Annotated in this window: 25 protein-coding genes and 1 other annotated feature; of the genes, 17 read left to right on the top strand and 8 right to left on the bottom strand. The window is 42.4% G+C overall.

Going from position 1 to position 26,924, the window contains the following annotated elements; translation table 11 throughout:
- From MOF34_RS01115 to motS, 9 genes are all read left to right on the top strand, one after another.
- A partial coding sequence (locus tag MOF34_RS01115) for a DNA translocase FtsK (RefSeq protein WP_268398042.1) occupies positions 1-2,043 on the top strand: 2,043 nt, incomplete at its 5' end.
- Between the two features lie 248 nt (positions 2,044-2,291).
- A complete protein-coding gene (murC, locus tag MOF34_RS01110) occupies positions 2,292-3,590 on the top strand; it encodes a UDP-N-acetylmuramate--L-alanine ligase (protein ID WP_268398040.1) in 1,299 nt (432 codons plus the stop codon).
- Positions 3,591-3,752: 162 nt separating this feature from the next.
- Positions 3,753-4,175 carry a DUF948 domain-containing protein gene (locus MOF34_RS01105; RefSeq protein ID WP_019715395.1) on the top strand — a complete coding sequence of 141 codons (423 nt, stop codon included), beginning with the start codon at positions 3,753-3,755 and terminating at the stop codon, positions 4,173-4,175.
- 30 nt (positions 4,176-4,205) lie between these two features.
- Entirely contained in the window at positions 4,206-4,661 is a 456-nt protein-coding gene (locus MOF34_RS01100; protein WP_268398039.1) for a YtxH domain-containing protein, read from the top strand.
- Between the two features lie 23 nt (positions 4,662-4,684).
- The gene (ytxJ, locus tag MOF34_RS01095) at positions 4,685-5,011 is read left to right on the top strand and encodes a bacillithiol system redox-active protein YtxJ (RefSeq protein WP_014114796.1); all 327 of its coding nucleotides are present in this window, start codon (positions 4,685-4,687) and stop codon (positions 5,009-5,011) included.
- Between the two features lie 235 nt (positions 5,012-5,246).
- Complete coding sequence (locus tag MOF34_RS01090; RefSeq protein ID WP_268398037.1) at positions 5,247-6,323, top strand: bifunctional 3-deoxy-7-phosphoheptulonate synthase/chorismate mutase; 1,077 nt, start codon at positions 5,247-5,249, stop codon at positions 6,321-6,323.
- A 274-nt stretch (positions 6,324-6,597) separates the two neighbouring features.
- Entirely contained in the window at positions 6,598-7,602 is a 1,005-nt protein-coding gene (gene ccpA, locus MOF34_RS01085; RefSeq protein WP_019715392.1) for a catabolite control protein A, read from the top strand.
- A gap of 63 nt (positions 7,603-7,665) precedes the next feature.
- Positions 7,666-8,484 carry a flagellar motor protein MotP gene (motP, locus tag MOF34_RS01080; RefSeq protein WP_268398034.1) on the top strand — a complete coding sequence of 273 codons (819 nt, stop codon included), beginning with the start codon at positions 7,666-7,668 and terminating at the stop codon, positions 8,482-8,484.
- Entirely contained in the window at positions 8,474-9,184 is a 711-nt protein-coding gene (motS, locus tag MOF34_RS01075) for a flagellar motor protein MotS (RefSeq protein ID WP_268398033.1), read from the top strand. The genes motP and motS overlap by 11 nt, the downstream gene beginning before the upstream one ends.
- Positions 9,185-9,212: 28 nt before the next feature.
- Here the strand turns inward: motS and MOF34_RS01070 are convergent, their stop codons facing one another.
- The 3 genes from MOF34_RS01070 to acuA are packed head-to-tail and all read right to left on the bottom strand — an operon-like array spanning position 9,213 to position 11,685.
- Positions 9,213-10,382, bottom strand: a complete 1,170-nt coding sequence (locus MOF34_RS01070) for an acetoin utilization protein AcuC (protein ID WP_268398031.1) — start codon at positions 10,380-10,382, stop codon at positions 9,213-9,215.
- Positions 10,379-11,026, bottom strand: coding sequence for an acetoin utilization AcuB family protein (locus tag MOF34_RS01065; protein WP_268398030.1), 648 nt, complete (start codon positions 11,024-11,026; stop codon positions 10,379-10,381). The genes MOF34_RS01070 and MOF34_RS01065 overlap by 4 nt, the downstream gene beginning before the upstream one ends.
- Before the next feature lie 26 nt (positions 11,027-11,052).
- Positions 11,053-11,685: an acetoin utilization protein acetyltransferase AcuA gene (gene acuA, locus MOF34_RS01060; protein ID WP_268398029.1), complete on the bottom strand. Its 633-nt coding sequence runs from the start codon at positions 11,683-11,685 to the stop codon at positions 11,053-11,055.
- A gap of 159 nt (positions 11,686-11,844) precedes the next feature.
- Between acuA and acsA the strand changes: the two genes are divergently transcribed.
- From acsA to sr7p, 3 genes are all read left to right on the top strand, one after another.
- A complete protein-coding gene (gene acsA, locus MOF34_RS01055; RefSeq protein WP_019715387.1) occupies positions 11,845-13,563 on the top strand; it encodes an acetate--CoA ligase in 1,719 nt (572 codons plus the stop codon).
- Between the two features lie 54 nt (positions 13,564-13,617).
- Positions 13,618-13,855, top strand: a binding site (T-box leader).
- A 49-nt stretch (positions 13,856-13,904) separates the two neighbouring features.
- Positions 13,905-15,173, top strand: coding sequence for a tyrosine--tRNA ligase (gene tyrS, locus MOF34_RS01050; protein ID WP_019715386.1), 1,269 nt, complete (start codon positions 13,905-13,907; stop codon positions 15,171-15,173).
- A 129-nt stretch (positions 15,174-15,302) separates the two neighbouring features.
- Complete coding sequence (gene sr7p / locus MOF34_RS01045; protein WP_003223472.1) at positions 15,303-15,431, top strand: small protein SR7P; 129 nt, start codon at positions 15,303-15,305, stop codon at positions 15,429-15,431.
- A gap of 367 nt (positions 15,432-15,798) precedes the next feature.
- Here sr7p and MOF34_RS01040 read toward each other — a convergent pair whose 3' ends face one another.
- Positions 15,799-16,260, bottom strand: coding sequence for an SMI1/KNR4 family protein (locus tag MOF34_RS01040; RefSeq protein WP_268398028.1), 462 nt, complete (start codon positions 16,258-16,260; stop codon positions 15,799-15,801).
- A 12-nt stretch (positions 16,261-16,272) separates the two neighbouring features.
- Positions 16,273-18,045 (bottom strand): T7SS effector LXG polymorphic toxin, encoded by a 1,773-nt coding sequence (locus tag MOF34_RS01035; protein ID WP_268398026.1) that lies wholly within the window; start codon positions 18,043-18,045, stop codon positions 16,273-16,275.
- Between the two features lie 347 nt (positions 18,046-18,392).
- Between MOF34_RS01035 and MOF34_RS01030 the strand changes: the two genes are divergently transcribed.
- Both MOF34_RS01030 and MOF34_RS01025 read left to right on the top strand, forming a co-directional pair.
- Positions 18,393-19,508, top strand: a complete 1,116-nt coding sequence (locus MOF34_RS01030; RefSeq protein ID WP_268398024.1) for a Rap family tetratricopeptide repeat protein — start codon at positions 18,393-18,395, stop codon at positions 19,506-19,508.
- On the top strand, positions 19,505-19,657 hold the full coding sequence (locus MOF34_RS01025; RefSeq protein ID WP_014479495.1) for a PhrK family phosphatase-inhibitory pheromone: 153 nt from the start codon (positions 19,505-19,507) through the stop codon (positions 19,655-19,657). The genes MOF34_RS01030 and MOF34_RS01025 overlap by 4 nt, the downstream gene beginning before the upstream one ends.
- Before the next feature lie 628 nt (positions 19,658-20,285).
- On the opposite strand, the gene rpsD is transcribed toward MOF34_RS01025, so the two are convergent.
- Positions 20,286-20,888 carry a 30S ribosomal protein S4 gene (rpsD, locus tag MOF34_RS01020; RefSeq protein WP_019715385.1) on the bottom strand — a complete coding sequence of 201 codons (603 nt, stop codon included), beginning with the start codon at positions 20,886-20,888 and terminating at the stop codon, positions 20,286-20,288.
- A 294-nt stretch (positions 20,889-21,182) separates the two neighbouring features.
- On the opposite strand from rpsD, the gene MOF34_RS01015 reads away from it, so the two are divergent.
- Positions 21,183-22,922, top strand: a complete 1,740-nt coding sequence (locus MOF34_RS01015; RefSeq protein WP_268398023.1) for a diguanylate cyclase domain-containing protein — start codon at positions 21,183-21,185, stop codon at positions 22,920-22,922.
- Between the two features lie 35 nt (positions 22,923-22,957).
- Here the strand turns inward: MOF34_RS01015 and MOF34_RS01010 are convergent, their stop codons facing one another.
- Positions 22,958-23,449: a GAF domain-containing protein gene (locus tag MOF34_RS01010; protein WP_014114784.1), complete on the bottom strand. Its 492-nt coding sequence runs from the start codon at positions 23,447-23,449 to the stop codon at positions 22,958-22,960.
- 126 nt (positions 23,450-23,575) lie between these two features.
- Between MOF34_RS01010 and refZ the strand changes: the two genes are divergently transcribed.
- On the top strand, positions 23,576-24,199 hold the full coding sequence (gene refZ, locus MOF34_RS01005) for a transcriptional regulator RefZ (RefSeq protein WP_003223478.1): 624 nt from the start codon (positions 23,576-23,578) through the stop codon (positions 24,197-24,199).
- Here the strand turns inward: refZ and hisJ are convergent.
- Positions 24,192-25,001: a histidinol-phosphatase HisJ gene (hisJ, locus tag MOF34_RS01000; RefSeq protein WP_268398021.1), complete on the bottom strand. Its 810-nt coding sequence runs from the start codon at positions 24,999-25,001 to the stop codon at positions 24,192-24,194. The genes refZ and hisJ overlap by 8 nt on opposite strands.
- Before the next feature lie 196 nt (positions 25,002-25,197).
- Between hisJ and ezrA the strand changes: the two genes are divergently transcribed.
- Positions 25,198-26,901: a septation ring formation regulator EzrA gene (ezrA, locus tag MOF34_RS00995; protein ID WP_268398018.1), complete on the top strand. Its 1,704-nt coding sequence runs from the start codon at positions 25,198-25,200 to the stop codon at positions 26,899-26,901.
- Positions 26,902-26,924 lie beyond the last annotated feature (23 nt).

The raw sequence follows: 26,924 nt of genomic DNA, 5'->3' as shown, positions 1-26,924 counted from the left end.
GAACAAAGGGAACAACAGCCAGCGGAATTGGAAGAGCCTGTGTTCCAGGGTGAACAAAATGAAGAGCAAACAGCACCAAGGTCTCTGACAGAGGCAATATCTGAGACCGAAGTATCTGAAGAGCCGTCTGACAGCTCAGTAAACAATCGTCATGAAATCGCGGCAGAAGCTGCTGAGACCCGATCTGTTCAAGAAGAGCAAGTGGAAATTCAACAAGAAGGGCCTTCCTTATTTGCTGATCATGAGCATTCAGCATCTGAGATTCTGACACAAGCAGAAACTAATGCGAATGAATCAGAAGTGCCATCAGAAGACAGCTTAGTAAATATTCAGACCGATATTCCGGGAGAAGCTGAGGATACGAAGATAGATGTTCAGCCAGAAAGCCAGACACAATCGGTGCAGAATGACAGCCGGGAGCAGGGTTCCAGATCGTTTCCTGCAGCCCATGAAAATCGGCAGGAAATCCATGCGAACGAAACACATGCAGCCATAGAGAAGCCGCAAAAAAGGCCTGTCATGCAGGAGAAACGGACTGAACGAAGCGCATCTCCGCAAAAAGGGCCGTCCGTTCCTTTTAATGTCATGATGCTGAAAAGGGATACGCATAAACAGCAAAAAGCAGAGGAGCGCCGCGGCAGCTATGTGTTTCCGAATGTCGCACTGCTTGATGTTCCGCCAGCACAAGTTCAGGATGATACTGCTTGGATTGAAGAACAGCGTCAGCTTCTTGATTTGACTCTGAAAAATTTCAATGTCCGCGCCAATGTTGTCCATGTGACCCAGGGACCGTCTGTCACAAGATTTGAAGTGCATCCTGAGCCAGGCGTAAAGGTGAATAAAATCACCAACTTATCTGATGATATTAAACTCAGCCTGTCCGCAAGAGATATTCGGATTGAAGCGCCGATTCCGGGGAAAAACACAATCGGAATTGAAGTGCCGAACCGCTCGAGCAAGGTGGTTGATTTGCGCCAAATGATTCGCAGCTCAGCCTTCAGGACAAGCAAGTCACCGCTCACGGCTGCGCTGGGATTGGATATCTCAGGAAACCCTGTCGTCATCGACTTAAAGAAAATGCCGCATGGTTTGATTGCGGGCGCCACTGGCTCGGGAAAAAGCGTTTGCATCAATACAATATTAGTCAGCCTGCTGTATAAAGCCGATCCGAGTGAGGTAAAAGTGCTGCTGATTGATCCGAAAATGGTAGAGCTGGCTCCTTACAACAAAATTCCTCATCTCGTCAGCCCAGTCATTACAGACGCCAAAGCGGCTACGGCTGCGTTAAAGTGGGTCGTTGAGGAAATGGAGCGGCGCTATGAGCTGTTTGCCCATTCAGGTGTTCGCGATATTGACCGCTTTAATCAATTAACCGCTGATCATCACACGGGCGAAAAGCTGCCGTATTTAGTTGTGGTTATTGATGAGCTTGCTGATTTGATGATGGTGGCTCCAAATGATGTGGAAGAGAGCATTGCGCGGATTGCCCAAAAAGCCAGAGCGTGCGGAATTCATCTGCTTGTCGCAACTCAGCGGCCGTCAGTCGATGTCATCACCGGCCTGATTAAGGCGAATATCCCGACGAGAATCGCATTTTCTGTCTCAAGCCAGGTTGATTCCCGAACGATCATTGACATCGCCGGTGCAGAAAAGCTTCTCGGAAAAGGGGATATGCTCTTTTTGGAAAACGGCTCGGGAAAACCTGTCCGCCTTCAAGGTAACTTTGTGTCGGACCGCGAAATCGACCGTGTTGTTTCCCACGTCAGAAAACAAATGCCGCCAACCTATTTATTTGAACAAGAAGAGCTTGTAAGACAAGGATCAGCCCTGAAAGAAGAGGATGAACTGTTTTACGAAGCGTGTGAGTTTGTTGTTGAGCAAAACAGCGCGAGCACTTCAAGTCTGCAAAGAAGATTCAGAATCGGATACAATCGCGCGGCAAGGCTGATTGATATGATGGAAGCGGAAGGCATGATCTCTGAGGCAAAAGGAAGCAAACCTCGAGAGGTGCTGATCACAGCAAGTGACTTAATAAACGAATAATAAATGTTCATTTTCACACCAAACATGGTATGATAGTGTTTAGAGCATTTAACAGCTATGCCGCTTTACAGCAGGTGCGCATAGACAATTCTTGATATCTAGGTTTAATCGGAAAGAAATAACCGGATACTAAATATAACAAAACATATAAAATACGCCGCTAAGGAGGCTTTTCAGCCGCCGCGGTCGCAAATTGAAATGAGCGTCATATACTGGGGAGCAGATAGACGTTTGTTGGAGGTACAATTATGACTGTTTATCATTTTGTTGGAATAAAAGGGACCGGTATGAGTCCGCTTGCCCAAATACTTCATGATAATGGATATACTGTCCAAGGATCGGATATCGAAAAATTTATTTTTACGCAAACAGCGCTTGAAAAAAGAAATATCACGATTCTTCCTTTTAGCGCGGATAATATCAAACCCGGCATGACAGTTATCGCCGGAAACGCATTCCCAGACACGCATCCTGAAATTGAAAAAGCCATGTCTGACGGAATTCCGGTGGTACGTTATCATAAGTTTTTAGGCGACTACATGAAAAAATTCACTAGTGTTGCCGTTACCGGTGCACACGGCAAAACGTCGACTACGGGTCTGCTGGCTCATGTGATCCAAAGCGCAAAACCGACGTCTTTCTTAATTGGGGACGGAACAGGCCAGGGAAATGAAAACAGCGAATACTTTGTGTTTGAAGCGTGTGAATATCGCCGCCATTTCTTAAGCTATCAGCCAGACTACGCAATCATGACAAATATTGATTTTGATCATCCTGATTACTTCTCAAGCATTGACGATGTGTTTGACGCTTTCCAAGAGATGGCTCTTCAAGTCAACAAAGGAATTATTGCCTGCGGAGACGATGAGCATCTGCCGAAAATCCATGCCAACGTACCTGTTGTATATTACGGCACGGGGGAAGAAAATGATTTTCAAGCCAGAAACATCGTGAAAAGCACGGAAGGGACAACTTTCGATGTATTTGTACGCAATACATTCTATGATACGTTTTATATTCCTGCGTACGGCCACCACAATGTATTAAACTCATTGGCGGTCATTGCGTTATGTCATTATGAAGAAATTGATTCCAGCATCATTAAGCATGCCCTCAAATCATTCGGCGGCGTCAAACGCAGATTCAATGAGAAGCAGCTCGGGGATCAAGTGCTGATAGATGACTACGCTCATCACCCGACAGAAATAAAAGTGACAATTGAGGCTGCAAGGCAGAAATACCCTGATCGTGAAATCGTCGCGGTGTTTCAGCCTCATACATTTACGCGGACGCAGCAATTCCTTGACGAATTCGCAGAAAGCCTGAGCGGAGCTGACTGTGTGTATTTATGTGATATTTTTGGCTCAGCCCGGGAGAATGCAGGAAAGCTGACAATCGGCGACCTGCAGGGAAAAATTCATAATGCAAAGCTGATTAAAGAAGATGACACATCTGTTTTAAAAGCTCATGAAAAAGCCGTTCTCATCTTTATGGGAGCAGGAGATATCCAAAAATATATGAGAGCCTACGAAAACGTCATGGCATAATAAAAAGCAGTGATCTCACTGCTTTTTATTTATCTGAAGGGAACAGCTTGTTAAAGGATTTTCTTACATAATGAAGAATAATATGTATACAGCCCAGTACACATGTTTATGATTGAAGAAAACGGGTAAACAGCAGTATATCCTGCAGCAAGGAGGTTTGAGATGATTATCATTCTTTATTTAAGCGTTGCACTCATCGCAGTCGCATTTCTGGTATTAGTGATCTACTTGTCTAAAACATTGAAGTCACTGCAGCTGACACTAAAAAACGTCGCATCCACTCTCGAAGGGCTGGAGGGACAAATGAAGGGCATCACAACTGAAACAGCCGAGCTATTACATAAGACCAACCGCCTGGCTGAAGATATTCAAGAAAAATCAGAAAAGCTGAACACGGTCGTTCATGCTGTTCAAGGGGTGGGAACTTCTGTACAGCAGTTCAATACATCCATGAAACAGGCGGCAGGGTCTGTATCGGCATCAGTAAGAGAAAATCAAGACAAGATCAATCAAGTTGTCACATGGAGCCAAGCAGCAATGGAAATTTGGGAGAAATGGAAACTAAGAAAAAAATCAACTCTCTAAGAGAAAAAAATACTATGAGGAGGAATAATGATGAGCAAAGATGGAATTAATAGTAAAGATTTTTTAATCGGAACTCTAATCGGGGGAATCATCGGTGCCACTACAGCTCTTTTTCTAGCGCCTAAATCAGGCAAAGAACTTCGTGACGATCTCGGCAGCCAAGCTGTTGCTTTGCGAGATAAAACTGACAAAATGACAGCAGATGCGAAGGAAAAAGGCACACAATATGTCAGCATCGCAAAAGACAAAACATCTAACATCACACAGCTTGTAGCAGATCAGTCAGGGCAGATCATGAACAAGGTCAAGGATTTAAAAGACCGTTCCAAATCTGAAAAAACAGATTCAACAACTGATATGCAAGAGATGAGAGAAGAAGTGATGCAGGCGGCCGATGAAACAAAAGATCAAGTCCTCCAGACGAAAGAGGATGTAAAAGACGAACTGAAAGATGCACAAAAACAGGCTGAGCATATCAATCGCTGAGCAGGGAAGGAAGAGCTTGAGTCATGGCAAAACAGCTTATTCAATCTGAAGAAGAATTCAAACGGATTGCAGAACAGGAAGGCACCTTCGTCTTCTTTAAACACAGCATCACATGCCCGATCAGCCAGGCAGCATTTCATGAGTTTGATGCCTTTGCAAATCAGCATGAGGATGTGCCGGCTTATTACCTGCAAGTACAAGAAGCTCGGCCGCTGTCAAATTTCATCGCAGAAACATACAGCGTAAAGCACGAAAGCCCTCAGGTTTTCGTCATCCAAAACGGCGAGGTTAAATGGCATACCTCACATTCACAAATTACAGAAGCGGCTATTGAGCAGCATTTGTCATAAAAAAAGCGTCCAGATTATAATCTGGACGCTTTTTTTTGAAAAAACTCTTGAACATTGCCCTCACATCATGTAGGATTACTTCATAGATTACTTTATCGCTTAAAAGCGTTTTGGTAATAAAGCGGTGTTTTTATAAAATTTTTTGTATTTCAGTATTTCCATTTGGAATTACTTATAGTAAGATGCATGATAACTACAAAATAAAAAGTGAATGTGCAGGGAAAGGATGAAAAAAATGAGCAACACAGAGTTAGAGCTTTTAAGGCAGAAAGCAGACGAATTAAACCTACAAATATTAAAATTAATCAACGAACGCGGAAATGTTGTAAAAGAGATCGGTAAAGCGAAGGAAGCACAGGGTGTTAACCGATTTGACCCTGTCAGAGAACGCACAATGTTAAACAACATCATTGAAAACAATGACGGACCGTTCGAAAATTCTACCATCCAGCACATTTTTAAAGAGATATTTAAAGCCGGTTTAGAGCTTCAGGAAGAAGATCATAGCAAAGCGCTGCTTGTCTCCCGTAAGAAAAAACCTGAAGATACAATTGTAGATATCAAAGGTGAAAAAATCGGAGACGGCCAGCAAAGATTCATTGTCGGCCCATGTGCGGTAGAGAGCTACGAGCAGGTGGCTGAAGTGGCTGCAGCTGCGAAAAAACAAGGAATTAAAATTTTGCGCGGAGGAGCCTTTAAGCCTCGTACGAGCCCATACGATTTCCAAGGTCTTGGTATTGAAGGCCTGCAAATTTTAAAACGTGTAGCGGACGAATTTGATCTGGCAGTGATCAGTGAAATCGTAACTCCGGCTCATATCGAAGAAGCGCTTGACTACATTGATGTGATTCAAATCGGAGCGCGGAACATGCAAAACTTTGAATTGCTGAAAGCGGCCGGCGCAGTGAAAAAGCCAGTGCTTCTGAAGCGCGGACTTGCTGCAACGATCTCTGAATTTATCAATGCTGCTGAATACATCATGTCACAAGGAAATGACCAAATCATCCTTTGTGAGCGCGGTATCAGAACATACGAAACAGCAACAAGAAACACACTGGATATTTCTGCCGTGCCGATTTTGAAACAAGAAACGCATTTGCCTGTCTTTGTTGATGTTACGCATTCAACTGGCCGCCGCGACCTCTTGCTTCCGACAGCTAAAGCCGCTTTAGCGATTGGTGCAGACGGCGTAATGGCTGAGGTTCACCCTGATCCGTCAGTCGCACTTTCTGACTCTGCTCAGCAAATGGCGATTCCTGAATTCGAGAAATGGTTGAATGAACTGAAACCTATGGTGAAAGTCAACGCTTAATTGAACAATCCAAAAGGCCGCGTCAGCGGCCTTTTTTATGCTTTCTCGTTTAATTAGTTATAAAATCCAAGTATACGTTTTCATCATCTATAAAAACGTGTATAATTTCATGAGAAGTAATTAAATTTGATGAATAATGAAAAATAATGTACACTACTGACTTACGCTTACAAATCATAAACGACATAAATTCGGACATTATGACATTTCTCTACATAAAGTGTTTATGCTATAGATAAGGATAAGTGTATCCAGTAAAAGGAGTGGTTTTAGGATGAGCAATATTACGATCTACGATGTAGCGAGAGAAGCTAATGTAAGCATGGCAACCGTTTCCCGTGTCGTGAACGGCAACCCGAATGTAAAACCGACAACGCGAAAAAAAGTCTTGGAAGCCATTGACCGTCTCGGCTACCGTCCAAACGCGGTGGCAAGAGGGCTGGCAAGCAAAAAAACAACAACTGTAGGTGTCATCATTCCCGATATCTCAAGCATTTTCTATTCAGAGCTTGCGCGCGGAATTGAAGATATCGCAACAATGTATAAATACAATATTATTTTAAGCAACTCCGACCAAAACATGGAGAAAGAATTGCACCTGTTAAACACAATGCTCGGCAAACAAGTAGACGGCATCGTGTTTATGGGCGGAAACATTACGGACGAGCATGTTGAGGAATTTAAGCGTTCTCCAGTGCCGATCGTACTTGCTGCTTCTGTAGAAGAGCAGGGGGAAACACCGTCAGTCGCGATCGATTACGAACAGGCGATTTATGATGCAGTGAAGCTATTGGTAGATAAAGGGCATACAGATATCGCATTCGTCTCCGGACCAATGACAGAACCGATCAATCGTTCGAAAAAACTGCAAGGCTATAAACGTGCGCTTGAAGAATCGAACCTTCCGTTTAATGAACAATTTGTCGCTGAAGGTGATTACACATATGATTCCGGACTTGAAGCGCTGCAGCATCTGATGAACCTGGACAAAAAACCGACTGCCATTCTTTCTGCAACTGATGAGATGGCACTCGGGATTATCCATGCAGCTCAGGATCAAGGCTTATCCATTCCTGAGGATCTCGAGATTATCGGCTTTGATAATACGAGATTAAGCCTCATGGTTCGTCCGCAGCTTTCAACGGTTGTTCAGCCAACATATGATATTGGCGCCGTAGCAATGAGGCTGTTGACGAAACTCATGAATAAAGAGCCCGTTGAAGAGCATATCGTCGAACTGCCGCACCGCATAGAGCTAAGAAAGTCAACCAAGTCATAAGAAAAACAAGAGAGCAAGCTTCACCATTAAGGTGAATTCTTGCTTTTTTAATGGGGAGAAATGATGAAACGTTTTGATTATCTTACACCTGTTGGTTTTGTGTTAGGAACGATTATTATTATTATAGGGATTATCTCGGGATCGGGAGTAAGCGGTTTCCGCTCTTTTCTTGATCTGACCTCTTTCTTCATCGTAACAGGGGGACTATGCGCCGCTGTTTTTATCAGTTTTCCGCCGAGAGAGCTGAAAAAAGCGCCCTCTGTGTTAAAGCAGGCATTTATCCGCCAGGAAGACAATGTGAAAGATCTTGTGAAAACCTTTGTCTCTCTTTCCGATCACGCGCGTAAACACGGGCTTTTATCATTAGATGATCAGACTCGGGAAATCAAAGATCCATTCATGAAAAAAGGGCTGCTTCTAGCAATTGACGGCTGGGATGAAGAAACGATTCGACTCGTCATGGATTCAGAAATCGCAGCAATGGAGGAGCGGCACCGCAAAGGACGGCGTGTTTTTGAAAAAGCGGGGGAATTCGCTCCGGCATGGGGAATGATCGGAACACTCGTCGGGCTCGTGCTGATGCTCAAAAACTTAAATGATCCACATATGCTTGGACCGAATATGGCCGTCGCACTTCTGACGACCTTATACGGTTCATTACTGGCAAACATGGTCTTCAACCCGATTGCTGCTAAGCTCGAAGAAAAAACAGAAAGTGAAATCTTTATCAAGCAGGTAATGGTGGAAGGTATTATCGGAATCCAATCCGGAAAAAACCCGCGCAATCTTGAAAGCCAGCTTGTCGTTTTCAGCTCCCGGGAAGAATGGCAAAAACAGCCAAATCAAGCAAAAGCAAAAAAGGGATCTGTACATGAAGCTTAGAAGAGAACGTTTTGATAGAAGGAATGGAAGCGGGAAAAACAGCCATTCTTCCTCGAGCTGGATGGTCACCTTTTCAGATTTGATCACTTTGATCCTTGTTTTCTTTATTTTACTTTTTTCCATGTCCCAAATTGATCTGCAAAAATTTAAAGCGGCAGTTGATTCGATCCAAAAGGAAGGCAGCGGACTCCAGCCGGACCAAACGTCCATAGAAAAAAAGGCTACCTCGCCAGCCGGTGCGAAGAAGCAAGAGAATCAGCAGGATCAGCTTCTCAAGAAAGTAAATACATATATAAAAGACAATCATTTGAAGGCCCAAATGACAGCCAAACGGGATGAACGCGGTGTCGTGCTCGTTCTGCAGGAGGCTGCACTGTTTGATTCAGGTGAGGCAAAGGTGCTGAAAAATGCTGAAACACTTCTTCACCAAATCGCTGTTTTTCTTCAAGTAATTCCAAATGACATTCAGGTGGAGGGCCATACAGACAGCCGAAACATTTCGACATACCGATATCCGTCTAATTGGGAGCTGTCGGCAGCGCGGGCGAGCGGAGTGATTCAATATTTCACATCAAAAGAAAAACTTCCCTCCAAGCGCTTTATCGCTGTCGGTTATGCAGATACAAAGCCTGTAAAGGATAACAAGACAAACGAACATATGAAGGAAAACCGGCGTGTGGAAATTGTCATCAAAAAATAAAAAACGACCTCTTCGTAAAGGTCGTTTTTTATTTTGTTCTTTGCTGCTGCTGCTCAGATCGTATTGCATATAATGCTTTTCTGACAGTTTGTGCATTTTTTTCTGTAATTTCTGGCTTGCGGGGAATCGGGGGATATAAATCGGCAGGATCGCTCCAGCTGGACGGAAGGGTGACGGGGCATTGTTTTTGCCATTTAGCGATCCAATCCTGCGGGATATCGTTTCCTGGATCAATTCCCTTCATCTCAAGCCATATTCTGGCCCAGGCACGGGGCACGACACGCCAAATATCATAGCCGCCGCCTCCTACTGCAATCCATCTTCCTTCGCAATACTGGTGCGCTAACGTGTGTGCAAGCCGGGGAATTTCTTCGTATATGTTGATTGTTGCAGATAAATGCGTCAGCGGGTCATAGTAATGGGCATCGGCGCCGTTTTGGCTGATAATGACATCCGGCTGGAAATAAGCGGCTACTTCAGAAGCCGCTGTCTGGTAAGCCTCAAGAAATGAGTCATCCTCTGTAAAAGCGTCAAGCGGGATATTAAAGGAATACCCATATCCTTTTCCGCTGCCTTTTTCCTGGATTTGGCCGGTTCCGGGGAATAAATACCTTCCTGTCTCATGAATGGACAGCGTGCATACGTCAGGATTATCGTAAAATGTAAATTGCACACCGTCTCCATGGTGGGCGTCCGTGTCAATATAAAGCACTCTGGCTCTGTATTTTTTCTGGATATATTGAATCGCCACAGCACTGTCGTTGTATATGCAAAACCCCGAAGCTCTCCCCCGAAAGCCGTGATGCAGGCCCCCTCCAAGGTTGGCGGCATGCAGTGCTTGTCCTGACATCACCCAGTCTGCGGCCGTTAAGGTCCCGCCGACTAAGAGTGATGCCGCTTCGTGCATGCCGGCAAAGACAGGTGTATCTTCTGTGCCGAGCCCGTAGCTTTCTCCTTCTTCAGCGGGAAGTTTTCCCGCGCCCGCAAGCTTGACCGCCTGAATATAATCGTCCGTATGGACAAGGGCCAGCTCCAGTTCTTCCGCGAGTCTGGGACTGACAATGTCTCCGTCATCAAAAGCATTGATCGTCTTGAGCAAGTCGTAAGTTAACAGAACCCGCTGCTGATTAAATGGATGTTCCTGATGAAACATATAGGTTTGATACGATGGAGAATAGATAAATACACTGTCTCTCATAGCAAATCCCTTTGCTCTGAAGGCCATATGACATGGTGCCTATTTCTTTGTAATGCCTGCAAAAACGGCAGCGGATTCATCGTTTTTACACGGAAGACAAGCACTTTTACACCGGGATCATCATGCGGATAAACAAGCACGCTTAATATTTTCACTTGAAGGTCTTGGCAAAGGCTGCTGATCTCCGCGAGGCTTTTGGTGATGTCGTTCACTTTTATTTCGATTTGCGATCCGGGCTGGTCAGCGCCTGTCAATTTGACAAATGTCCGGAGCAAATCGGTTTTTGTCAAAATGCCTACTAATTTTTGATGCTGCACCACTGGGAGACAGCCGATGCCATGCTCGTAGAACACAGCGGATATTTCTTCGACAAAATCTAACGGGTGGGCGCAGACAACATCTTTTTTCATAATTGAATCTACGCTTCGGGTGAGAAATTGGCACCGTTTGCTTTCTTCTTCAAAAATACTCGGGCTGGCCTGTTTCATGTCCCTGTCTGTAATCATGCCGATCACATGGAGATTTTCGTCTACAACAGGCAGATGCCTGATATGGAACTCCTTCAGTTTGCATATTGCTGTTTCAAGCGTATCCGTCTTCGTTAATGTAATGACATCCCTTTTCATGATTTGCTCAACAATCATTATTTTTTCCCCTTTGTCAGTGTCAGTTAATACATATAACGATGATAAAAACGGAGCCTGTCAAATTGTTCAATTGATTCTTGGCTGACGTTTTTTCCGATGCGGGCCATCAGACAGTTTGCAGGGTGGGAGCTGATCTCCGGCTCATCCGTTGCAAACCAGACCAATCCGCCTGCATTCATCATCTTTTCCATCATCTTTCTATATTCCCACACGTCTTTTTTCATCCCTTTTAAATCCCAATGCCAGTAATATTCCGTCGTCATCACGATGTAGTTTTCCATTTGTTCATCCATCATGCTGACGATCAGAAGCGTCTTTCCGACAGAACACCCCCGATAGGCCGGCGCCACCTCAATGGCACCGAGCTCAAGCAAATCCTCCATATTTCCTTCAGACCATCTTTCGAGCGGGTCAGGATATAAATACGTCACATAGCCGACAATGGTTCGGCTGTCTCTGGCAATTATAATGCGTCCTTCGGGAAGGCCTGCAATATCGACTAGCGCTTCATGCTGCTCACGGGGCGGGCGAAATGCGGTTAAATCGTTATGAAACTCGTAACCTGCTAAATCCTCTGGAGAGACAGGCCCTTCTATCAGTAAGGAGCCGGTTGCTGTTTTGATGTTTGCTGAATGGTATGTTTTATGATGTTCCACTGATCCACCGTCCCATCAATTCTTATAAAAATACATGCCTTCTTTAAGAATAACAAATTATAAAGCGTTTTCAATACGGTTTATATTTTAAAAATTGAGAAGAATATGAATATATACTATAATAAATGTGACAACTTCAGCAAAGGGGGATGTTTGGGCATGAATTTGAAAGCGTTACCAGCAGTGGAAGGGGATTATCATTTAAAAAATTATGAAGAAACGTACCGGCATTTTGATTGGGCCGAGGCAGAGAAACATTTCTCCTGGCATGAGACAGGGAAACTAAATGCGGCATATGAAGCGATTGACCGTCATGCCGAATCGTTTCGAAAAAACAAAGTAGCGCTTTATTATAAAGACGCAAACCGGAATGAAAAATACACATTTAAAGAAATGAAGGAAGAATCAAACAGAGCTGGGAATGTGCTGAAACGGTATGGAAATGTGGAAAAAGGGGACCGCGTTTTTATTTTTATGCCGAGACAACCCGAGCTTTATTTTATTATGCTTGGCGCTATCAAAATTGGGGCTATCGCCGGACCGCTGTTCGAAGCATTTATGGAGGGAGCGGTGAAGGACCGGCTTGAAAACAGCGAGGCGAAGGTTGTTGTCACAACGCCTGAGCTTTTAGAGAGAATACCGGCTGACAAACTGCCTCACTTACAGCATATATTTGTAGTCGGCGGAGAAGCTGAGAGCGGTACAAACATCATTCATTATGATGAAGCGGCTAAACAGGAGAGCACAAGACTGGATATCGAATGGATGGACAAAAAAGACGGCTATCTGCTTCACTATACATCTGGTTCCACTGGAACGCCAAAGGGTGTGCTTCATGTCCATGAAGCGATGATTCAGCAATATCAGACAGGAAAGTGGGTCCTTGATTTAAAGGAAGAAGATATTTACTGGTGCACAGCTGATCCGGGCTGGGTGACAGGTACGGTATACGGCATTTTTGCACCGTGGCTGAACGGAGCGACAAATGTCATCGTCGGCGGCCGTTTCAGCCCGGAAAGCTGGTATGGAACGATTGAGCAGCTTGGCGTCAACGTCTGGTACAGCGCGCCGACCGCTTTTCGAATGTTAATGGGAGCGGGAGATGAGATGGCTGCGAAATATGATTTAACCTCACTTCGGCATGTGCTCAGTGTCGGTGAGCCGTTAAATCCGGAAGTCATTAGATGGGGGCACAAAGTCTTTAACAAACGAATTCATGATACATGGTGGATGACAGAAACGGGCAGCCAGCTTATCTGCAACTATCCTTGCATGGATATCAAACCGGGTTCAATGGGTAAGCCGATTCCTGGTGTGGAGGCAGCAATCGTTGACAATCAGGGCAACGAGCTTCCGCCGTACCGAATGGGCAATCTCGCCATTAAAAAGGGCTGGCCTTCCATGATGCACACCATTTGGAATAACCCTGAAAAGTACGAATCGTATTTCATGCCGGGCGGCTGGTATGTGTCTGGCGATTCTGCTTATATGGATGATGAGGGGTATTTCTGGTTCCAAGGCAGAGTTGATGACGTCATCATGACATCCGGTGAGCGAGTCGGCCCATTTGAGGTAGAAAGCAAGCTTGTCGAACACCCGGCCATTGCAGAAGCAGGCGTGATTGGAAAGCCTGATCCGGTGCGGGGAGAAATCATTAAAGCTTTTATCGCACTCAGAGAAGGATTTGAGCCGTCTGATAAACTGAAAGAAGAGATCCGCCTATTTGTGAAGCAGGGTCTTGCAGCCCATGCGGCTCCGCGTGAAATTGAATTTAAAGATAAGCTCCCGAAAACCCGGAGCGGAAAGATCATGAGACGCGTGCTGAAGGCGTGGGAGCTGAATCTGCCGGCTGGAGATCTGTCAACGATGGAGGATTAAAAGGCGACGTTGACACGGAATTTTATTTATGTTAAAAATGATATAGCTTCATATGAAAAGGTAAAGATTGAGACAAGTAGAATATCCTTACGTCCCAGAGAGCTGATGGCCGGTGAAAATCAGCACAGACGGATATCTCGAATACACTCATGAACCGCTTTTGCAAACAAAGCCTGCCAGGCTTTCAGTAGTGAAAGAACGGACCTGATCCGTTATCAGGCAAAGTGATAAGACGAATGTTTTGCATTCTCTTATTAGTAGGGTGGTACCGCGATAATTAATCGTCCCTTCGTGTAAACGAAGGGGCGTTTTTATTTTAATCAAAAAAGGAGCTTTATCTCATGACAAACTTACTTGAAGACTTATCCTTCCGCGGATTGATTCAGCAAATGACAGATGAAGAGGGATTAAATAAACAGCTGAATGAAGAGAAAATCCGCCTGTACTCAGGCTTTGATCCGACAGCAGACAGCTTGCATATCGGACACTTGCTGCCTATTTTAACACTTCGCCGTTTCCAGCTTGCGGGGCATCATCCGATTGCGCTTGTGGGCGGCGCGACGGGCCTTATTGGCGATCCGAGCGGAAAAAAAGCGGAGCGTACATTAAATACTGCTGACATCGTATCCGAATGGTCCCAAAAAATCAAAAACCAGCTGTCCAGATTTCTGGATTTTGATGCTGCAGAAAATCCTGCTGTCATCGCCAACAACTTTGACTGGATCGGCAAAATGAATGTGATCGACTTCCTTCGTGATGTCGGTAAAAACTTCGGCATCAATTACATGCTGGCAAAAGACACGGTCAGCTCAAGAATTGAATCCGGCATTTCATACACGGAATTCAGCTACATGATTCTTCAATCTTATGATTTCTTAAATCTGTACAGAGACAAAAACTGTAAGCTGCAAATCGGCGGAAGCGATCAATGGGGCAACATTACAGCGGGTCTTGAACTGATCAGAAAATCAGAAGAAGAAGGGGCAAAAGCGTTCGGTCTTACCATTCCGCTTGTCACAAAAGCAGACGGCACGAAGTTCGGAAAAACGGAAGGCGGCGCTATCTGGCTTGATAAGGAAAAAACATCGCCGTATGAATTCTATCAATTCTGGATCAACACAGATGACCGTGACGTTGTGAAATACTTAAAATACTTTACGTTCCTATCAAAAGAGGAAATTGAAGCATACGCTGAGAAAACAGAAACGGCGCCTGAAAAGCGAGAAGCGCAAAAGCGCCTGGCAGAAGAAGTGACAGCGCTCGTTCATGGACGTGAGGCGCTGGAACAAGCTATTAATATATCCGAAGCATTGTTCAGCGGCAATATTAAAGAGCTTTCTGCCCAAGACGTAAAAGTCGGCTTTAAAGATGTTCCATCTATGGAAGCTGACAGCAGCCAGGAGCTTTCACTTGTAGATGTATTGGTGCAATCTAAATTATCTCCATCTAAACGCCAAGCCCGTGAAGACATTCAAAACGGAGCTGTTTACATTAACGGCGAACGCCAGACGGAAATCAATTATATCTTATCGGCTGGAGACCGCATCGAAGGCCAATTTACTGTCCTACGCCGCGGGAAGAAAAAATACTTCCTTGTAACTTATAAATAAGAAAAAAATCCTTTGCCGCTAAGGGCAAAGGATCTTTTTTTGTTTAGCGCATAGCAAAGACAGGAAAAGAGTATATTAGATAGGGCAAACACGATCAATCACCACCTTTTACAGAAAGGAGCGCTCACCGTGAATCTCATGTTTACGATTGCAAAAGAAAGGCTGCAGCGGGATTATTGGGAGCAGCAGGCGCGAGATAGTGTTGGCCAGCAAGAGGTAAAAGACGAAACAGACGATAAAAAAACCCCGACCGCATAGCGGCAGGGGTTTTTAAAACGATTAACGAGAGTAGAACTCAATAACGTTATAAACCCTAGTATTGATAGGTTTTAGAGGGCTCTTTTTAAAAACCTCCCTCAATCTTTAAAATTCTTCACACATGTAGCCTCTGTTTTACTTCCTCTATATAATAATCATGCCCTGTCACTTCCTAGATTAAAAATCTGAGCTATCTCTGTATAAATGATCAGAACAGATGTCAATAAGGTTAGATTTTTTAGATTATTCACAAGCTAAAGCGTGACGGTATTTATGGACCTAAGACTAAGGCGAAAATTGAAGGGAAATTGAAATAATAAAAGAGCCTCTCATATATTGAGGGGCTCTAAATTGCAATCCTTCTGATTTAATCTTCCCAGTCTTCATCTTCTTCCCAGTTTTCTTTAGATTCCTCAAGATCCTCCATTAAAAACTCTAAAAAGTTACGGGCCACAGTTCGACCGTAACCCTCTTGATTGTCCCAAAGGATAACCGGACATTCTCCATCATCATCCATTCTGTTTGTATCAAGGCAATAAGAAAATTCATCTATATATTCGATAACCACAATTCCATTAATTAAATCATAGTACTTCCTGTATTCTTCAGTCACTGTAACCACTCTTGCAGTAGCTTTACCATGACCTAGTATATTTACTCCGTAAACTCCACCAGATCCATATTTCTCAAGAAACCATTTATAACTGTTGGGTAACTTAACGTTTAGTTTTTCCTCTATAGCATTAATTTTATCAATGCTGATTCCACCCGTAAAATCGTCTTCTTCTGCATTCTCTTTAATAAATTGCTCAACTTGTGAATAGTTCATTAAAATCACCTCTTACTCTTGATTCTCGAATTGTCTAGCTCTCCATTTCCAATATCTCTTTCTAAAATTATTGTACTGCTTTTCAAGTATTGGATCATTTCTAAAGCTCTGTCCATTTCCCTTCAAGCCATGCAGCACTTTACTATATTTGTTGTGCCAGTTTTCAGGTATTTCAAGCATTGTACCACTCTCTTCTTGGATAAGGTGATGCAAATTAACTTTAGTTCCATCATTAGCGTAAGGAGCATCTCCTTTTTTCATTATCTGAAGATTCGTTTTCCCTGTATCTGGGTCTACTCTGTTAATATCAATGTCTTTCATTGTGTATACTCTCCGGCTTACATCTCTAACTTCACCTTTAACCTTTACTTTGCCGTCTATTTCAACAGCACTGTACTTTTCTTTATTTAACCAAGGAAGATTTATTGCCTTACCTGTAAATGGCTTTCTTGTTTCATCTAATTTTTTAGCAAGCTGAAGTAGCCTATCTTTTGCGCTCACATCGTTGATGACATTATACGGCACACCACCTGCTACAACTACATCTTCACGCATGACAAACGGTTTAATTGCTGTTAGTGGATCAGGAGTTTCATCCAGTTTTTTAGACACTTTTTTGACTGCAGCTTTTCCGGCTGTTTTCACTCCTATTTTAGCAACTGAACCAGCACCTTTTAAAGCAAAGATGTTTACTGCTGCACACGTAATCCAGTGAGCCGTTGATTCTGCGTCTCCGTTCTTTACGTCTCTAATATAGGAGGTTATTATTGCATCTTTAATTGAATTGAACGTGGAATCATAGTGATAAACTGCAACTGCAGAATTAATAAGCATGTCGACAGGATGATTGTGTGCCATATAGTCTAATGTTTCAGCTGTCATATCATAAAGAGCTGTAACAGTACCTTTGGCTCCAGCCATCAACTCACGTGTGTTTTCAATTTGTGTGAAATACCTCTGTTGATCTTTAGTAAGATTCTCAAAACCAATGGTTTTTGCCATTGAGTAAAATTCATCGGCATCCGCATAATCGTAGTTTTTTAGTCTTTTTTTCAGTTTTTCAATTTCTCGTTCTTTTTCTTCCTTCTTCTTAATCGTCAAATAAGCTTCTGTACGTTTTTCAATATCGCCTTTTTTCTTATGTATGTCGCTTTCTCTATACGCTTTGGCATTATAGTGAATAGGTGTAGCATTTTTCCCTTTACCTGTTGATTCTTGAAGTTTTTTAAAATCTTGCTGAATGAATTGTTCGTTAGGCTCTGTTAGTGCATATTCAGTTGTTAAATCATCATCTACTTCTCGAATTTTATCAATTGTTTTTTCACGTTTCTTATCTGCACTGGCAAGTTCATCTTTAAAGTTTTCTGTTGAAAACAAATCAAGTGGTAGGATATCGTCAATATCGTTCAGAATGTCCTTCATTGCTTTCTTCTGTTCGGACATAATAGCCTTTGATTTCTTATATGCATTTGCAAGTTCATGCTCTAAAAAAGACTCCTCGACGTATGCATCTGATAAGCTGGCTTCCTCAACAACACCAGAGATACTTGTAAGGAAAGCAATTTTCATATCGATAAGATCAATCCATTGATCTGTAACACCGACATGATCATGATAAAATGCTTTGATATTGTTTGCACCTTTACCTGAAAACTCGCTGTCATCCAGGTTAGCTACGTCTTTAAATGCTTTTCTGAGCTTAACCATTTGTGATCTGAGTTCCTTGTACTCTTTTGCACGTTTATCCGCTTCAGAAAGTAATGACTTTGCTTCAAATACCTTCATACCATTCTCCTTTTTTCTGACACTCAATACTCAAAATTTTACCATAGTTTAGGAGAGTTAACGGCTTTAAGATCGGACAAATACCAGAAATCCTCCAATAGAAGTAGTTATTTTTACTCAATTCATTGTCCGAAAAAAGACATTTCCTTATAATCGATATACAAGACCTAGGTGATCTGTTCTTTCGCATCCTAAAAATAGGCATATTATCCCTTGAGTTTGATTGCGTCATCACGAAAGCAGAATTGCGCTATGTCGAAAATTTTTTCTATATATTACATTTAATGTTAAAGTTGTGTTAACATTTGTTTGATAATTTAGAATTTTGACAGAAAGAGGGGTTTATTATGAGTAAACTTGCTTCTGAATATGTTGCTAATTTCTTAAATGAATGGTATATGGCCATAAAACAGCAGAATGTTGAGGCTGCTGAAAAATATTTTAAAGAAGTCAAATCTTTATTTGATGACATGGAAGAAGACCAGGAAGTATTGATGTATTACTCTCTACTTGAAGAGAGACATAAAATGATGATGTATCAAGTAAAAGGAACAGACTTTCCAAAGCATTCCTACTTCAACAAAAGACATGCAAGAGAAATTCAAAAAACAGATAACATGATAGAGTACTATTTCTTTTTGTTTGAAGCGTTATTCGAATCCTACAATCGGAACTTTGAGAATGCCATAAGCTTATTTAAAATTGCTGAGAAAAAGTTATCGATTATTCCTGATGAAATTGAAGTCGCTGAGTTTTATTCTAAAGTGGCATCAATGTACATGATGCTCCGGCAAAGTATTGTTTCATTAAATTATATAAACAACGCACTCAACATTTATAAAGGGAATGAAAATTACAAAAGGAAGTATGCAACTGCTCTTATGGTTGTTGGAACTAACTATACAGATCTAGGCCAATTTGATAAAGCTGAAGAAGCTTATTTCCAAGCCATTAGAATTTCAAAAGAGCTTGATGATAAATTTTTCGAAGCGCAAATTCATCACAATTTAAGTATTACATACTCAGCAGCAAACAGATCCCAAGACTGTCTCAACGCACTGAGAAAAGCCATAAGAAATAAAGAGTGGCGACAATCAGTTTATTACATTAACTCTCTTTACATGGCTACCAAAGAGTTATTCCTCATGGGTCAAAAAGATAAAGCTGTATATTATTACAAAAAGGGACAGGAAAATTTAACCCAGAAAGAGAATAAAGTGTATGAGGCTAAAATAAACATCATTTATGCACTTCTTCAAGATAATCAAAACGAAACCATTGAGCAATGTTGGAGTTACATTCATTTCCTTCAAGAAAAGAATGACTTAGACAGTGTTCTTGATCTTTCCTTGATTATCTCTCAGTACTGTGAGGAGAAAGAATGTTATAAGGATGCTCTTGAATTTTCTAAGCGAGCTATTTTAGCCGAAAAGAAAATGAGGCAGTTGGAGGGAATAGGATGAAAAGATTAATACTTCGTGTATCTGTTACAGCTATTATCTTAAGCGGGTTAGCTGCTGGCGCTAGTTTGTTTACTCAGTCAGACATTCAATTTAGTGAAAAACCAGTCGGAACTGATATCCAAATTGCAGAGAGACCGGTTGGAACTTAATAAAAAGTGAGGGGCATAAGATGACAAAAGGCGTTAAAATAACGTTATGGAGCATCCTAGCCGTATTCATCGTGTTAGCAATAATAGGAGTTGTATCTTATTATCAGACTCCGTCAGCGTAAAAAGCAGATCTCTAAAGTGCAGCCCTATAATGGGCTTTTTTGTTTTAGATAAGAACTTAGGTTACTAAGTGCGAGGTGAAAAAGATGAGCAAAGAAATAAATACAAAAGAGCTTGATAAGGAACTAAAAAAGAGTGCTTAAAATGTTGATGATGTATTAGAGGTTTATGAACAGCATGAAGGCGAACCTAATATTAAATCTGGTGTACCTTGTCCTTCATGTCAAAAAAAATCAACTAATTATGTTTGTAACTGGAATGGGAACAAGCATGTACACTTTATTTGTGAATGTGGCCATCGAGTATACCAATGAAAAAGTTATTATATGAAAGGGGAGAAGCGTCCGTCCAAAATTTTTTATGCCTCCAAACCTCCCCCAAACCTCCCCCAAATAATTATGGAAGAATACACAATTCTACATAGCAGAATATAAAAGAAAAACCCTAGAAACGTTGATTTATCAAGGTTTCTAGGGTTTAGGTGAATGCTCTTTAAAGAGCACTTCAATTAACGAGAGTAGAACTCAACGATAAGCGCTTCGTTAATTTCCGGAGCAAGTTCAGAACGCTCAGGAAGACGAGTGAAAGTACCTTCAAGCTTTTCAGCATCGAAAGTAAGGTATTCAGGAACAAAGTTGTTCACTTCAACAGATTCTTTGATGATAGAAAGGTTTCTTGATTTTTCGCGAACACCGATTGTTTGACCAGGTTTTACTTGGTAAGACGGGATGTCAACGCGGCTTCCGTCTACAAGAATGTGACCGTGGTTAACCAATTGGCGAGCTTGACGGCGAGTACGTGCTAAACCTAGCTTGTACACAACGTTATCAAGACGAGAATCTAAAAGAATCATGAAGTTTTCACCGTGTTTACCAGCTAGTTTGCCAGCTCTGTCAAACAAAGTGCGGAATTGGCGTTCGTTTACACCGTACATGTGACGAAGCTTTTGCTTTTCTTGCAATTGCAAACCGTATTCTGATAATTTTTTACGTTGTCCTGGACCGTGTGGACCTGGAGCGTAAGGGCGTTTTTCTAATTCTTTTCCTGTACCGCTAAGAGAGATTCCTAGACGGCGGGACAGTTTCCAAGATGGACCTGTATAGCGAGCCATAATGTGACTCCTCCTTTGGTTTTATTTTTGTGGAAAATAAAAACCGTCTGCTCTATTCGACCATGTACATTTTGTTTTCATGTATCCTCGCTCCAGCAGCAGAGAGTTACACGATACACCTTATGGATAAGGAACAAAATGAAAACATAGAAGCTGAACAAAAAGGCTGCAATATTTCACACAAAGGTCATTATATAATTTATTTGTTTTGAAGTCAACCATTCCTTCATTATTGCTTCGCCGTTTATGATATAATGAACAAAAATTAGTGGTAAACTTTTAGGTGATAAAAACATGGTAGAACAAACAAAAGCACAATTATCCGCCTTTCATTATCATATGCTAGATTTTTTATTAACCAAATCTGAAAAAGTCACATTCACCGACTCATTCATATGGCTGACTTCGGCTATTCAAACCTACTTTTCATCCCTTTGCGTTTCGCTTACACCGTCACTATCTGACTCTGCTGAAAAACTGGCAGATGATGAGTTGTATTTTTCCGCTTCGAAAATAAACGCTAAATTTTATATGATTAAGGACGGCTCCGGCAGGCGCTTTCATCTTACATGCAGACAGGATGGAGAGGTCCCTGAAGGGCTTCCGGACCTGATTGCTTCATTTTTAAACCAGTCAATGAAACAGGAAAGGCTCTATATCCAAACGATCTATCAAAAAAAGATATACAAAATGACAGAGCTGTTCCATTCACTGCTTGATCAGACAGAGGTGCTGAAGCAGCTTTTAGAAAGCTTGACCCGCACGTTCTCTCCTTTTGAGTTTTCATTATTTATTTCGCACGACCAAGATCAATGTTTAGGTGTTCCTGCAAAAGAGCTGTATATGGAAGGGGAAAATTCCGATTCCTTTGCTCTCGAAGTGTTTTTGTCCGGGGATATTTTGCGGAAGAATGAATCAGCCGCCTACATTCCGATCAAAGGACAGCAGGGAACATATGGGGTGTTGATGGCTGAAGGAACGGACGGCAGTTTCATTACTGACGTCTACCTTGATGAAATGTCACTGTTAGCAAACGCGGCGGGAAAAGCATTTGAAAATGCCCAGCTCTATGAACAATCCAAAGCAAGCATCGCAAATTTGGAATTGATCAATGAAACGACACGCCGCCTGAATCAACGGCTGACACTGACCGATACAATGAATGATCTGGCTGTGAGAATGGCAGAATCATTTCAGGCAGAAGAAGTGGGTTTTTTTCATATAGACCATTTTGAAAAGCTAACATTGCTCCCTGGCAGCACAGCGTTTTTTAAAGAAGCGAAACCATCTGATTTTTATGATGAGTTGAAAGAAAAGCTGTATGAAGGTGAAAAAGGGGTTTTTATCGGAAATGGCCGGTCTGTTTTTGGGAAGGCTGGCTATGGATCGCTGATGGCCGCTCCGATGATTGAGAATGACCGGCTTTTAGGCTTTGCGGTTTTATTAAAACAGGAACTGTACGCTTTTACATTTGAAATGTACAAGCTGTTTCAAGCGCTAATTCATCATGCAACGCTGGCTGTAACCAATTCAATGCTCCGCGACCGCCTTGAGCATCTTGTGAAAACAGATCAGCTAACGGAACTGTATTCAAGGGTATATTTAGATGAAAAAATTCAATACAGCATGAAAATCCACCAAAAGGGTGTCTTTATTCTAGTAGATATTGATAATTTCAAGAATGTAAATGATACGTACGGTCATCAGACTGGCGACGAGATTTTAATTCAAGTCGCAACGGTAATTAAAAGCAACATCCGAAAGCATGATGTAGGCGCCCGCTGGGGAGGCGAGGAGCTGGCGATTTATTTGCCGAATGTGCCGGTTGCAGTGGGGAAACGGATTACTGAGCGATTGGTTTATGCGGTCAGAAAAAACACGAAACCCGAGGTGACCATTTCATGCGGTATCTCCTGCTGGACTGCAGAAAAAAGAAAGTCTCTGAAAGAGCTTGTGCATGAGGCTGATGAAGCGCTCTACAGCGCGAAACGAAACGGAAAAAACCGCTTGATGATTCACGAATCAATAAAATAAAAAAAGCCCAAAACAATCAGTTTTGGGCTTTTTTATTACTGTGCTAACGCTTTTTCAAGCGTTTCGGCAAACTGTGATAAGTATTTTTCATCAATTTCGTCGAAACGGTTTTTCACTGGGCTGTCGATGTCCAGGACTCCGACGACTTTTCCGCCTACATGAATCGGAAGCACAATTTCTGATTGAGACGCTGCATCGCAAGCGATATGTCCCGGAAACGCGTTTACATCCTCAACACGCTCCACTTTTCCGTTTGCATACGCTGTACCGCAAACGCCTCTGCCGAAAGGAATTCGAACACATGCCGGCAGACCTTGGAACGGCCCTAACACAAGCTGTCCGTCCTCTTCTTTGGCAAAATAGAAACCAGCCCAGTTTACTTCAGGCAAAGAATGATACAGAAGCGCTGAGGCATTTGCATAGTTTGCAATTTGATCTGTCTCGTCTTCAGTCATGGCTTCGAGCTGTTTTAGCAGAAGCTGATAGTCTTTTTCTTTATCTCCAGATTGTTTTTCGACATGGAACATGGAAAACCCTCACTTTTTCTATAATATAAAACAAAGTTCCGGCTTTTCTGCCGGCATTTGTCGATAAGTTCTTACAGGAACAGCGGCCTTCTGCTTGAATAGTACATAAAGGAAGGAGTGAGCCGTATGAAAGTAAGCACCAAAGACAAAATTATTGAATCTGCTGTCATGCTCTTTAACCAAAAAGGATTTTCTGGCACGTCTGTCCGTGAAATTGCAAAGTCAGCTGATGTAAATGTTGCGCACATCTCCTACTATTTTAAAGGTAAAGGAGGTTTGATGGAACACTTAGTTTCAGAGTTTTATGAAGGCTACAGCAAAACGCTTGAAACAGCGGCAGGCAATATCTCTTCCCAAAGCACGCAGGAACAGCTTCTCCAATTGGTTTTCGATATTTTATCCTATCAGCATAATCATCGTCAATTAACTCGTTTTGTCTACCGGGAAGTCACGATTGACTCCACGTTAATCAGGGAAATTATGTCGACATATTTAATGAAGGAAAAGTATATCTTCCAGCTGATCATTGAGGAAGGAGAAAAACAGCGTGAACATCTAACGCTGCCGCTGCCCCATTTTATTCTTCAATTAAAATCTCTCTTAATGATGCCATATCTCCAGCCTCAATATATTTCAGAAGTGCTCTACATGCAGCCGCACGAGCCGTATTTTTATAAAATGTATTTTGAAGAAATCAAAATTTGGATCAGAAGCGTCTTCCGGACAGGAGACGTGGCGCTTATCAATTAGAACTCTTCAAAAACGTCTCATATGCGTATCCGACATCTCCCGCTTGATGGGCATCAGACCCAAACACAAGCGGGATTTTCTTTTGCTTCGCTTCATTCAGCATCCAATCCTCAATATAAATGCCGCCAGCGTACGCTTTTCTTAAGCCGGAAGTATTGAAGTCGAGCTCCATTCCGTTTTCATGTATGGCATTCAGGCACTGAGAAACGAGTCCGCGAATATGTTCAGACATGCTGTATGGAAACAGCTTGATGAATTTTTGAACGAGTGTGATATGGCCGACTCTTCTTGGCTTATTAGAGCCAAGAGGTGCTACAATGGAAGAATAGATGCTGCGGTAATACTGTTCATATACAGCTTCAATGCTCCCGCAGGCTGAAATCAGCTCCTTAAAGGTATGCTCATCATAATCAAGGCACAGATAGGAAGAACCTGCGCGCAAAAAATGAACGGATAGGATGCTGTCATCTAAATATGGCCCGTATGTGTCCAGAAACAATTTGATTTCGTCTTCAAATTCAGCAATATAATCGACCTCAAGCCCCGTCCGTATGGTGAGCTGTCCGCGATATTCATTCTTTAATCGGGAAATTTCATTGATATAGCGCTCCAGAGAGGCTTGTGCCATTGCGCTGTCTTTCAGCGGTGTCGGATCAGTAAAAGAGGGCGGCAATGGGGCGTGTTCGGTAAAAGTGATCGAAGCAAAGCCTTTTTTTAAGGCTTCCTCTGCATATTGCCTGAGTGTGTCATTTGAGCCGTGAGGGCAAAATGGTGTGTGAATATGTCCGTCTCGCTTTTGCATTGGCGTCACTCCATGAAAAAATAGTCAAATCCTGCCGATTTTGCACAAAAAGTTTTTGATTTCTGGTCAAAAAATGTTGGTTACATGGTATCATAATAACAATGAAAACGACAGTTTTTCTCAATACATATCCTGAAATCTTTCTGATTAAATAAAATACCCTGACAGATTAAGGTTAACAGCAAGGGGGCTCATTATGGAGTTTGTCATTGGATTATTAATTGTACTGCTCGCGCTGTTTGCGGCAGGCTACTTTTTCAGGAAAAAAATCTACGCTGAAATTGACCGGCTGGAATCGTGGAAGATTGAAATTCTAAACCGGTCGATTGTGGAAGAAATGTCCAAAATCAAACATTTAAAAATGACGGGTCAGACAGAAGAGTTCTTTGAGAAGTGGCGCGAAGAATGGGATGAGATTGTCACAGCCCATATGCCGAAAGTTGAAGAGCTCCTTTATGATGCCGAGGAAAATGCAGACAAATACCGTTTTAAAAAGGCCAATCAAGTGCTCGTTCATATCGACGACCTGCTGACAGCGGCGGAATCGAACATTGAAAAGATTCTTCGCGAAATCAGCGACCTCGTCACAAGTGAGGAAAAGAGCCGTGAAGAGATTGAACTGGTGAGAGGACGCTATTCAAAATCGAGAAAAAATCTGCTGGCTTACAGCCACCTTTACGGAGAGCTTTATAACAGCCTTGAAAAGGATCTTGACGAAATCTGGAGCGGAATCAAACAATTTGAAGAAGAGACAGAAGGCGGAAACTATATTACTGCACGTAAAGTGCTGCTTGAGCAGGACCGCAATCTTGAACGGCTTCAGTCATACATTGATGACGTGCCGAAGCTGTTAGCTGACTGCAAGCAGACGGTGCCAGGCCAGATTGCAAAGCTCAAGGACGGCTATCGCGAAATGAAGGAGAAAGGGTATAAGCTTGAGCATATCCAGCTTGATAAGGAATTAGAAAATCTGTCCAATCAGCTGAAACGGGCGGAACATGTCTTGATGACTGAGCTGGATATTGATGAAGCGTCCGCAATCCTGCAGCTCATAGACGAAAATATTCAATCTGTTTATCAGCAGCTGGAGGGCGAAGTTGAAGCCGGCCAATCTGTGCTAAGCAAAATGCCTGAATTGATCATTGCTTATGACAAGCTGATAGAAGAGAAAGAGGATACAAAGGCGGAAACTGAGCTGGTAAAGGAAAGCTACAGACTGACAGCTGGCGAGCTCGGTAAACAGCAGGCTTTTGAAAAGCGCCTTGATGGAATTGGCAAGCTGCTCTCATCCGTTAAAGATAAGCTCGATGCAGAGCACGTCGCCTACTCACTTTTAGTAGAAGAAGTTGCTTCAATAGAGAAGCAGATTGAAGAAGTGAAAAAAGAGCATGCCGAATACCGTGAAAAGCTGCTAGCGCTGAGAAAAGAAGAGCTTCAGGCAAGAGAGACGCTCAGCAATTTGAAAAAAACAATTTCTGAGACAGCAAGATTGCTGAAGACAAGCAATATACCAGGCATTCCGAGTCATATTCAAGAGATGCTGGAAAACGCATATCATCATATTCAAGAAACAGTCAATCAACTAAACGAACTTCCATTAAATATGGAAGAAGCCGGAGCCCACTTAAAGCAAGCAGAAGATATCGTCAACAGGGCAAGCCAGGAATCAGAGGAACTTGTCGAGCAGGTGATCCTCATTGAAAAAATCATTCAGTTCGGAAACCGGTTCAGAAGCCAGAATCATATTTTATCTGAACAGCTGAAAGAAGCGGAAAGACGTTTTTATGAATATGAATACAGTGAAGCGTATGAAATTGCAGCAGCAGCAGTTGAAAAAGCCTCACCAGGGGCTGTCCGAAAAATAGAATCACAAAAGACAAAAGAGCATCAATATCAATAACGTGTATATAAAAGGCCGACGCG

The sequence above is a fragment of the Bacillus sp. T17B1 genome, from assembly GCF_026796395.1.
Lineage (GTDB): Bacteria > Bacillota > Bacilli > Bacillales > Bacillaceae > Bacillus > Bacillus spizizenii_A.
This window is presented reverse-complemented; position numbering and strand designations above follow the sequence as displayed.

Coding starts and splice junctions, on each gene's coding strand:
- murC (WP_268398040.1), top strand. CDS start 2,292: ATGACTGTTTATCATTTTGTTGGAATAAAAGGGACCGGTATGAGTCCG.
- MOF34_RS01105 (WP_019715395.1), top strand. CDS start 3,753: ATGATTATCATTCTTTATTTAAGCGTTGCACTCATCGCAGTCGCATTT.
- MOF34_RS01100 (WP_268398039.1), top strand. CDS start 4,206: ATGAGCAAAGATGGAATTAATAGTAAAGATTTTTTAATCGGAACTCTA.
- ytxJ (WP_014114796.1), top strand. CDS start 4,685: ATGGCAAAACAGCTTATTCAATCTGAAGAAGAATTCAAACGGATTGCA.
- MOF34_RS01090 (WP_268398037.1), top strand. CDS start 5,247: ATGAGCAACACAGAGTTAGAGCTTTTAAGGCAGAAAGCAGACGAATTA.
- ccpA (WP_019715392.1), top strand. CDS start 6,598: ATGAGCAATATTACGATCTACGATGTAGCGAGAGAAGCTAATGTAAGC.
- motP (WP_268398034.1), top strand. CDS start 7,666: ATGAAACGTTTTGATTATCTTACACCTGTTGGTTTTGTGTTAGGAACG.
- motS (WP_268398033.1), top strand. CDS start 8,474: ATGAAGCTTAGAAGAGAACGTTTTGATAGAAGGAATGGAAGCGGGAAA.
- MOF34_RS01070 (WP_268398031.1), bottom strand. CDS start 10,382: ATGAGAGACAGTGTATTTATCTATTCTCCATCGTATCAAACCTATATG.
- MOF34_RS01065 (WP_268398030.1), bottom strand. CDS start 11,026: ATGATTGTTGAGCAAATCATGAAAAGGGATGTCATTACATTAACGAAG.
- acsA (WP_019715387.1), top strand. CDS start 11,845: ATGAATTTGAAAGCGTTACCAGCAGTGGAAGGGGATTATCATTTAAAA.
- tyrS (WP_019715386.1), top strand. CDS start 13,905: ATGACAAACTTACTTGAAGACTTATCCTTCCGCGGATTGATTCAGCAA.
- MOF34_RS01040 (WP_268398028.1), bottom strand. CDS start 16,260: ATGAACTATTCACAAGTTGAGCAATTTATTAAAGAGAATGCAGAAGAA.
- MOF34_RS01035 (WP_268398026.1), bottom strand. CDS start 18,045: ATGAAGGTATTTGAAGCAAAGTCATTACTTTCTGAAGCGGATAAACGT.
- MOF34_RS01030 (WP_268398024.1), top strand. CDS start 18,393: ATGAGTAAACTTGCTTCTGAATATGTTGCTAATTTCTTAAATGAATGG.
- MOF34_RS01025 (WP_014479495.1), top strand. CDS start 19,505: ATGAAAAGATTAATACTTCGTGTATCTGTTACAGCTATTATCTTAAGC.
- rpsD (WP_019715385.1), bottom strand. CDS start 20,888: ATGGCTCGCTATACAGGTCCATCTTGGAAACTGTCCCGCCGTCTAGGA.
- MOF34_RS01015 (WP_268398023.1), top strand. CDS start 21,183: ATGGTAGAACAAACAAAAGCACAATTATCCGCCTTTCATTATCATATG.
- MOF34_RS01010 (WP_014114784.1), bottom strand. CDS start 23,449: ATGTTCCATGTCGAAAAACAATCTGGAGATAAAGAAAAAGACTATCAG.
- refZ (WP_003223478.1), top strand. CDS start 23,576: ATGAAAGTAAGCACCAAAGACAAAATTATTGAATCTGCTGTCATGCTC.
- hisJ (WP_268398021.1), bottom strand. CDS start 25,001: ATGCAAAAGCGAGACGGACATATTCACACACCATTTTGCCCTCACGGC.
- ezrA (WP_268398018.1), top strand. CDS start 25,198: ATGGAGTTTGTCATTGGATTATTAATTGTACTGCTCGCGCTGTTTGCG.